The 8,042-nt window shown below is 65.5% G+C and carries 6 protein-coding genes; 2 read left to right on the plus strand and 4 right to left on the minus strand.

The window, feature by feature from the left end; all coding sequences use genetic code 11:
• Nucleotides 1-199: 199 nt before the first annotated feature.
• On the minus strand, nucleotides 200-2,941 hold the full coding sequence (gene polA, locus FFS27_RS24280; RefSeq protein ID WP_023101740.1) for a DNA polymerase I: 2,742 nt from the start codon (nucleotides 2,939-2,941) through the stop codon (nucleotides 200-202).
• Between the two features lie 77 nt (nucleotides 2,942-3,018).
• On the opposite strand from polA, the gene FFS27_RS24285 reads away from it, so the two are divergent.
• Together FFS27_RS24285 and FFS27_RS24290 are read left to right on the plus strand one after the other, a co-directional pair.
• Nucleotides 3,019-3,309 carry a DUF2782 domain-containing protein gene (locus tag FFS27_RS24285; RefSeq protein ID WP_003096984.1) on the plus strand — a complete coding sequence of 97 codons (291 nt, stop codon included), beginning with the start codon at nucleotides 3,019-3,021 and terminating at the stop codon, nucleotides 3,307-3,309.
• A 33-nt stretch (nucleotides 3,310-3,342) separates the two neighbouring features.
• The gene (locus FFS27_RS24290) at nucleotides 3,343-4,293 is read left to right on the plus strand and encodes a homoserine kinase (protein ID WP_023101741.1); all 951 of its coding nucleotides are present in this window, start codon (nucleotides 3,343-3,345) and stop codon (nucleotides 4,291-4,293) included.
• 287 nt (nucleotides 4,294-4,580) lie between these two features.
• On the opposite strand, the gene FFS27_RS24295 is transcribed toward FFS27_RS24290, so the two are convergent.
• The 3 genes from FFS27_RS24295 to FFS27_RS24305 all read right to left on the minus strand — a co-directional run.
• Nucleotides 4,581-5,270: a TSCPD domain-containing protein gene (locus FFS27_RS24295; RefSeq protein WP_003096987.1), complete on the minus strand. Its 690-nt coding sequence runs from the start codon at nucleotides 5,268-5,270 to the stop codon at nucleotides 4,581-4,583.
• Between the two features lie 16 nt (nucleotides 5,271-5,286).
• The gene (locus tag FFS27_RS24300; protein ID WP_003136457.1) at nucleotides 5,287-7,491 is read right to left on the minus strand and encodes an adenosylcobalamin-dependent ribonucleoside-diphosphate reductase; all 2,205 of its coding nucleotides are present in this window, start codon (nucleotides 7,489-7,491) and stop codon (nucleotides 5,287-5,289) included.
• 109 nt (nucleotides 7,492-7,600) lie between these two features.
• Nucleotides 7,601-8,042 (minus strand): metal ABC transporter solute-binding protein, Zn/Mn family (locus tag FFS27_RS24305; RefSeq protein WP_171019223.1); only part of this gene is annotated, 442 nt, incomplete at its 5' end.

Consider the following 8,042-nt stretch of genomic DNA (forward strand, 5'->3'; position numbering starts at 1 on the left):
CCGCGAGGGCGGGGTCCAGGAATCTGCCAACACTAAACACTGCAAAGGAGCATCGAAGGGCTCAAGAAGCCATTCGTGTGTTCTGACTGTCGGCAAAACGGGAAAGTTCAGCGCGCCGCGAAAAACTTTTCCACGGCACCCTCACCGGGCACTCCGGACCTGCTCGCAAGGCCCGCCACACGGGCCTCGCAACCGTTCATCAGTGGGCTTCGTCCCAGTTCGAACCGACACCCGCCTCGACCACCAGCGGTACGTCCAGGGTCGCCGCTCCGCTCATCAGCGGGCGGATTCCCTCGCGCACCTGCTCGACCAGGTCCTCGCGCACTTCCAGCACCAGTTCGTCGTGCACCTGGAGGATCACCCGGGCATCGAGGCCGCTTTCCAGTAGCCAGTTATCCACAGCGACCATGGCGCGCTTCATGATGTCCGCCGCGGTGCCCTGCATCGGCGCGTTGATCGCGGTGCGCTCGGCGGCCTTGCGCATGGCGCCGTTCTTCGAATGGATCTCCGGCAGGTACAGGCGACGGCCGAACAGGGTTTCGACGAAGCCCTGCTCCGCGGCCTGGGCGCGGGTCCGTTCCATGTACGCCAGGACGCCGGGGTAGCGGGCGAAGTAACGGTCGATGTAGGCCTGGGCCTCCTTGCGCTCGACGCCGATCTGCTTGGCCAGGCCGAAGGCACTCATGCCGTAGATCAATCCGAAGTTGATCGCCTTGGCGCTGCGTCGCTGGTCGCCGCTGACGTCTTCCAGCGGCATGCCGAAGACTTCCGCCGCGGTGGCGCGGTGTACGTCCAGGTCGTGGCGGAAGGCATCCAGCAGGCCGTCGTCCTTGGCCAGGTGGGCCATGATCCGCAGCTCGATCTGCGAGTAGTCCGCGGCCAATAGCTTGTAGCCCTGCGGCGCGACGAACGCCTGGCGGATGCGCCGGCCCTCCGCGGTACGGATCGGGATGTTCTGCAGGTTCGGGTCGCTCGACGACAGCCGCCCGGTAGCCGCCACCGCCTGGTGGTATGAGGTATGGATGCGTCCGGTACGCGGGTTGATCTGCTCGGGCAGGCGGTCGGTGTAGGTGCTCTTGAGCTTGCTCATGGAGCGGTACTGCATGATCACCTTGGGCAGCTCGAAGTCCTGCTCGGCCAGTTCGGCGAGCACTGCCTCGGCGGTGGACGGCTGGCCGGTCGCGGTCTTGCTCAGCACCGGCAGGCCGAGCTTGTCGTAGAGGATCGCGCCGAGCTGCTTGGGCGAGCCGAGGTTGAATTCCTGCCCTGCCAGGTCGTATGCCTGGCGCTCCAGGGCGACCATCTTCTCGCCCAGTTCGCGGCTCTGGATGCCCAGCAGGTTGGCGTCGACCAGCGCGCCGTTGCGCTCGATCCGCGCCAGCACCGGTACCAGCGGCATCTCGATGTCGGTCAGGACCCTGGCCAGGGACGGGATCGCCTCCAGCTTCTGCCACAGGGCCTGGTGCAGGCGCAGGGTCACGTCGGCGTCCTCCGCCGCATAGGGCCCGGCCTGTTCGATGGCGATCTGGTCGAAGGTCAGTTGCTTGGCGCCCTTGCCGGCGATGTCCTCGAAACGGATGGTGCTGTGGCCGAGGTACTTCAGGGCCAGGCTGTCCATGTCGTGGCGAGTGGCGGTGGAGTCCAGCACATAGGACTCGAGCATGGTGTCGTAGGCTACGCCCCGCAGCGCGATGGGGGTGCTGGCATTGGCCAGGACATTGATGTCGTACTTGGCATGCTGGCCGACCTTGAGCTTCTTCGGATCCTCCAGCAGTGGTTTCAACGCACGCAGCACCGCGTCACGGTCCAGTTGCTCGGGAACGCCCATGTAGCTGTGGGCCAGCGGCACGTAGGCGGCCTCGCCCTCCTTCACGGCGAAGGACACCCCCACCACCTGCGCCTGCTGGGCGTCGATGCTGGTGGTCTCGGTATCGAAGGCGATCAACTCGGCCTCCTCCAGCTTCTTCAGCCAGGCGTCGAATCCGGCCTGGTCGAGCACCACGTCGTAGTCGACCTCGGCCTGGATAGGCGTTTCCGCCTCGCCGTTCTCGCCGGCCTCCTTGGCCTCGCGCAGGAGGTCGTCCAGCCAGTTCTTGAACTCCAGCTCGCGGTACAGGGCGATCAGCGCTTCGCGCTGCGGCTCGCCGGGATACAGCTTGTCGATCTCCACGTCCAGTTCGACGTCGGTCTTGATGGTCGCCAGTTGATAGGACAGGAACGCCTGCTCGCGATTTTCCTCGAGCTTCGCCGGCAAGCCCTTGGCGCCGCGGATCGGTAGCTCGGGCACCTTGTCCAGGCTGGCGTAGAGCACCTCCAGGCCGCCACCGACACCGGTCAGCAGGCCCAGCGCGGTTTTCTCGCCGACACCCGGAACGCCGGGGATGTTGTCGACCTTGTCGCCCATCAGGGCGAGGAAATCGATGATCAGCTCAGGACCGACGCCGAATTTCTCTTTCACGCCATCCACGTCGAGGCGGCTACCGGTCATGGTGTTGACCAGCGTAATGTGCCCGTCGACCAGTTGCGCCATGTCCTTGTCGCCGGTGGAAATCACTACCGGGCGGCCGGCCGCGGCGCTGCTGCGCGCCAGGGTGCCGATCACGTCGTCGGCCTCGACCCCCTCCACGCACAGCAACGGCAGGCCGAGGGCGCGGACGCTGGCATGCAGCGGCTCGACCTGGACCCGCAGGTCGTCGGGCATCGACGGCCGGTTGGCCTTGTACTCGGCGAACAGCTCGTCGCGGAAGGTCGGGCCCTTGGCGTCGAAGACCACCGCGAACGGGCTGTCCGGGTACTGCTTGCGCAGGCTCAGGAGCATGTTCAGCACGCCCTTCACCGCACCGGTGGGCTTGCCGGTCGAAGTGGTCAGCGGCGGCAGGGCATGGAAGGCGCGGTACAGGTACGAGGAACCGTCCACCAGGACGAGGGGCGCTTGGCTCATGAGGGGAATCAACCTTTTCCGGAGACCAGGGCGTGTAGAATGAACCCTGGACGATTCGATAAAGGAGCAAGGTTACCATGCGTACGCTGAACCGCTTGATGCTCGCCGGACTGCTGGCGTTCGCCCCGCTCGTCGCGATGGCGGCGGACGACGACGCGCCTTCCGGCGAGCCCGACGTAACCATCCGCCAGGAGGGCGACAAGACCATCCAGGAATACCGCGTGAATGGCTTCCTCTACGCCATCAAGGTGGTTCCCAAGCATGGCAAACCCTATTTCCTGGTCCGCGCTGACGGCAGCGATGGCAACTTCATTCGCTCCGACCAGCCGGACAAGCTGATTCCACAATGGGAGATCTTCAGCTGGTGATGTGCATTTCCAACCTGGCGAGGCCGCGCTGACATGTCGGTGTTCACCCCACTCGAACGCTCGACCCTGGAAGCCTTCCTCGCCCCCTACGACCTGGGCCGCCTGCGGGATTTCCGTGGCATCGCCGAAGGCTCCGAGAACAGCAACTTCTTCGTCAGCCTGGAACACGGCGAGTTCGTCCTGACCCTGGTCGAGCGCGGCCCGGTGCAGGACCTGCCGTTCTTCATCGAACTGCTCGACGTGCTCCACGAGGACGGCCTGCCGGTGCCCTACGCCCTGCGCACCCGCGACGGCGAGGCCCTGCGCCGTCTCGAAGGCAAGCCGGCGCTGCTGCAACCGCGCCTGGCCGGCCGCCACGAGCGGCAGCCGAACGCCCACCACTGCCAGGAAGTGGGCGATCTGCTCGGCCACCTTCACGCCGCCACCCGCGGGCGCATCCTCGAACGCCCCAGCGACCGTGGCCTGCCCTGGATGCTGGAACAAAGTGCCAACCTCGCCCCGCGACTACCGGAACAGGCCCGCGCCCTGCTCGCCCCGGCCCTGGCGGAGATCGCCGCGCTGGATGCCGAGCGCCCTGCGCTGCCGCGCGCCAACCTGCATGCCGACCTGTTCCGCGACAACGTGCTGTTCGACGGCCCGCACCTGGCCGGTCTGATCGACTTCTACAACGCCTGCTCCGGCTGGATGCTCTACGACCTGGCGATCACCCTGAACGACTGGTGCTCCAATGCCGACGGCAGCCTGGACCCGGCCCGCGCCCGCGCCCTGCTCGCCGCCTACGCCAACCGCCGGCCGTTCACCGCGCTGGAAGCCAAGCACTGGCCGAGCATGCTGCGGGTCGCCTGCGTGCGCTTCTGGCTGTCGCGACTGATCGCCGCCGAGGCGTTCGCCGGACAGGACGTGCTGATCCATGATCCGGCGGAGTTCGAGATGCGCCTGGCGCAACGGCAGAACGTGGAGATTCATTTACCGTTTGCGTTGTAGGCAGGAACCGCAGGAGTACGGCCGTCCTGCGGCCGCTCGCCCTTCAAAACCCATGCGGTTTGGCGTCTTGGGTGAGGCCGAGTTGACATCCTGTCGAGGCTTCGTCGTTCAGCCCACCCCCGGCCCGGCCATCCTGGCCGGTCGTTCGCATTGAAAAACGCATGCGGTTCGGCGTCTTGGGTAAGGCCGAGCTGACATCCTGTCGAGGCTTCGTCGTTCAGCCCACCCCCGGCCCGGCCATCCTGGCCGGTCGTTCGCATTGAAAAACGCATGCGTTTTTCAAGTGCTCACCCACATTTCGAGTGTCCGCAGTTGAGGCAGGTGGCGCAGCCGTCCATCTGTACCACCGCCATGCTGTTGCACTTGCCGCACAGTTGCGCGCCGGCGGGGAAGCCTTCGCCCGGCTCGACCTTGCTGGTGCCCTGGGCGGCCTCGTAGGCGGCGCGTTTTTCCGCGAGGAAAAGACGCTGTTCCTCGTCCAGTTCAGGGCCACGCAACAGGCCGATGGCCGTCAGGTGGCGCTCCAGCACGCCGCCGATCTCGGCGACGATGGAAGGCATGTAGATGCCGCCTTTCTTCAGGTAGCCCCCGCGCGGGTCGAATACCGCCTTGAGTTCCTCGACAAGGAAGGTGCAGTCGCCGCCCTTGCGGAAAACCGCGGACATGATGCGGGTAAGTGCGACGATCCACTGGAAATGATCCATGTTCTTCGAGTTGATGAAGATCTCGAAGGGACGCCGCTGCTCGTGCGCCGTGCCCGCGTTGAGGACCATGTCGTTGATGGTCACGTAGAGCGCGTGCTCGAACAGCGGCGACTTGATCTTGTAGGTGGCGCCGATCAGGGTGTCCGGGCGCTCCAGGGTCTCGTCCATCTGCACCACCGACGCGGCTTCCGCGGCGGCGGCAAGGGCCTGCTCCTCGGCTTCGTTGACGACCTTGAAGCCCTTGATCTTCTGCGTGATCTTGACTGCTGACATATCGATTCCCCCGGCCTCAGTACTTGCCGTAATAGCCTTCTTTCAAGGCGTCGAAGAGGTTGGCGGCGGTATGGATCTCACCGTCGTACTCGACCTGCTCGTTGCCCTTGAACTCCACCACGCTGCCGTCCTCCAGTTCGAAGCGGTAGCGGGTCTTCTCCAGGTCGGACTCCTTGACCAGCACGCCCTGGAACGCCTCGGGATTGAAGCGGAAGGTGGTGCAGCCCTTGAGTCCCTGGTGCCAGGCGTAGCGGTAGATGTCCTTGAAGTCCTCGAACGGGTAGTCGGTGGGCACGTTGGCGGTCTTCGAGATCGACGAATCGACCCACTTCTGCGCCGCCGCCTGGATGTCCACGTGCTGCGCCGGGGTGACGCTGTCGGCGGTGATGAAGTAGTCCGGCAGGCGTCGCGCCGGGTCGTCGCTGTCCGGCAGGGCCTGGGCGTTGACCAGGGTCCGGTAGGCCAGCAGCTCGTAGCTGTAGACCTCGACCTTTTCCTTGGTCTTGCGGCCTTCGCGGATCAGGTTGCGCGAATAATGGTGGGCGAAGCTCGGCTCGATGCCGTTGGAGGCGTTGTTCGCCAGGCTCAGGCTGATGGTACCGGTCGGCGCGATGGAGCTGTGGTGGGTGAAGCGCGCGCCGGTTTCAGCCAACGCCTCGATCAGTTCCGGAGCATGTTCGGCGACCCGCTGCATGTAGCGGGAATACTTGGCGTGAAGCACGCTGCCGCGGATGCGGTCGCCGGCCTTATAGCCATCGGCGGCCATTTCCGGACGCTTGCGAAGCATTTCCGCGGTGACTTCGTAGTCCTGCGCCAGGATCGGCGCCGGGCCCTTCTCCCTGGCCAGCTCCAGGGCCACTTCCCAGCCCACCAGGGCCATTTCCCGCGCCACTTCCTCGGTGAATACGCAGGCCTCGGGACTGCCGTAGCGCAGCTTGAGCAGGGTCAGGGTCGAGCCCAGGCCGAGGAAGCCCATGCCATGCCGGCGCTTGCCAAGGATTTCCTGGCGTTGCTGTTCCAGCGGCAGGCCGTTGATTTCCACCACGTTGTCGAGCATCCGGGTAAACACCCGCACCACTTCGCGGAAACGGTCCCAGTCGAAGCGCGCCTCGTCGCCAAATGGCTGCTCGACGAAGCAGGTGAGATTCACCGAGCCGAGCAGGCACGAGCCATACGGCGGCAGCGGTTGCTCGCCGCAGGGGTTGGTGGCGCGGATCGCCTCGCACCACCAGTTGTTGTTCAGTTCGTTGACCCGGTCGATGAGGATGAAGCCCGGCTCCGCATAGTCGTAGGTGGAGACCATGATCATGTCCCACAGGTGACGGGCGCGGACCTGGCCGTAGACCTTGCAGGCGACCAGCCCGTCGGCGCGCTGGACGTAGTCGTCCTGGATCGGCCATTCGCGCCAGACCACCGCGTTGGGGTCGTCGAGGTCGATCTCGTCGCGCTCCTTCACGTGCACCGGGAATACCAGCGGCCAGTCGGCGTCCTGTTCCACCGCCTGCATGAACTGGTCGGTGATCAGCAGGCTCAGGTTGAACTGGCGCAAGCGCCCGTCCTCGCGCTTGGCGCGGATGAATTCGCGGACGTCCGGGTGGCTGACATCGAAGGTGCCCATCTGCGCGCCGCGGCGGCCGCCGGCGGAGCTGACGGTGAAGCACATCTTGTCGTAGATGTCCATGAACGACAGCGGCCCGCTGGTGTAGGCTCCGGCACCGGAAACGTAGGCGCCGCGCGGGCGCAGGGTGCTGAACTCATAGCCGATGCCGCAGCCGGCCTTGAGCGTCAGCCCGGCCTCGTGGACTTTCTCGAGGATGTGGTCCATGGAGTCCTGGATGGTCCCGGACACCGTGCAGTTGATGGTCGAGGTGGCCGGCTTGTGCCCCAGGGCGCCGGCGTTGGAGATGATCCGGCCGGCCGGGATGGCGCCGTTGCGCAGGGCCCAGAGGAAGCGCCCGTACCAGTGTTCGCGGGAGGCCTTGTCCTCGACATCGGCAAGGGCGCGGGCGACGCGTTGCCAGGTACCGTCGACGCTGGCATCCACCGGCGTACCGTCCTTGCTCTTGAGCCGGTACTTCTTGTCCCAGATATCCTGCGACGCGTCCTGCAGGGCGATGGTCCCGCGTTCGGTGCGGGGACTGCGTGCGTCTGTCTTGGCCATCCGCTGATTAACCTCCCGATGGTTGTTGGGGCGTCCGAAGCCGGCCACCGTACGCAACATCTAGTTATCCGTACCTGACGGGAATCAATATCTTGTGTCAGGTAGCAACAGACAACCTTAGTCATCGGGACGCCGCGCGCAAGAGGGCGCGGCCATCAGTCACGGGTTTTCAGAGCTTTTCCAGACAGCCGGCAAATTCGCCTGCCAGGTTGTTCAGAAGATTCTCATAGCCGTTGGCGTCCACGCTCACGTTCACGCCCAGGTCGTCCAGTTCGGCCAGGCGCACCGGCAGGCCTTCGCTGAGGGTGTCGGCCAGCCGCGGTCGAAGCGGCGGCTCGCTGAAGATGCAGGCCGGACCGGCGGCCTTCAGCTGGGCGCGCATGGCGGCGACATGGCGTGCTCCCGGCTGGACCTCCGCGGATACCGCGAACACGCCGGTATGGCGCAACCCGTAGGCTTCCTCGAAATAGTCGAAGGCTTCGTGGAAGACGAAGAAAGGCTTGCCGGCAAGCTTGCCCAGGCGTTCGCGGAGTTTCCCGTCGAGCCCGCCGAGGCGCTCCTCGAAGGCCTTCAGGTTGGCCCGGTAGCGCCCGGCGTTGGCCGGGTCGACC

This window comes from Pseudomonas sp. 2VD, assembly GCF_005503585.1.
GTDB lineage: Bacteria > Pseudomonadota > Gammaproteobacteria > Pseudomonadales > Pseudomonadaceae > Pseudomonas > Pseudomonas aeruginosa.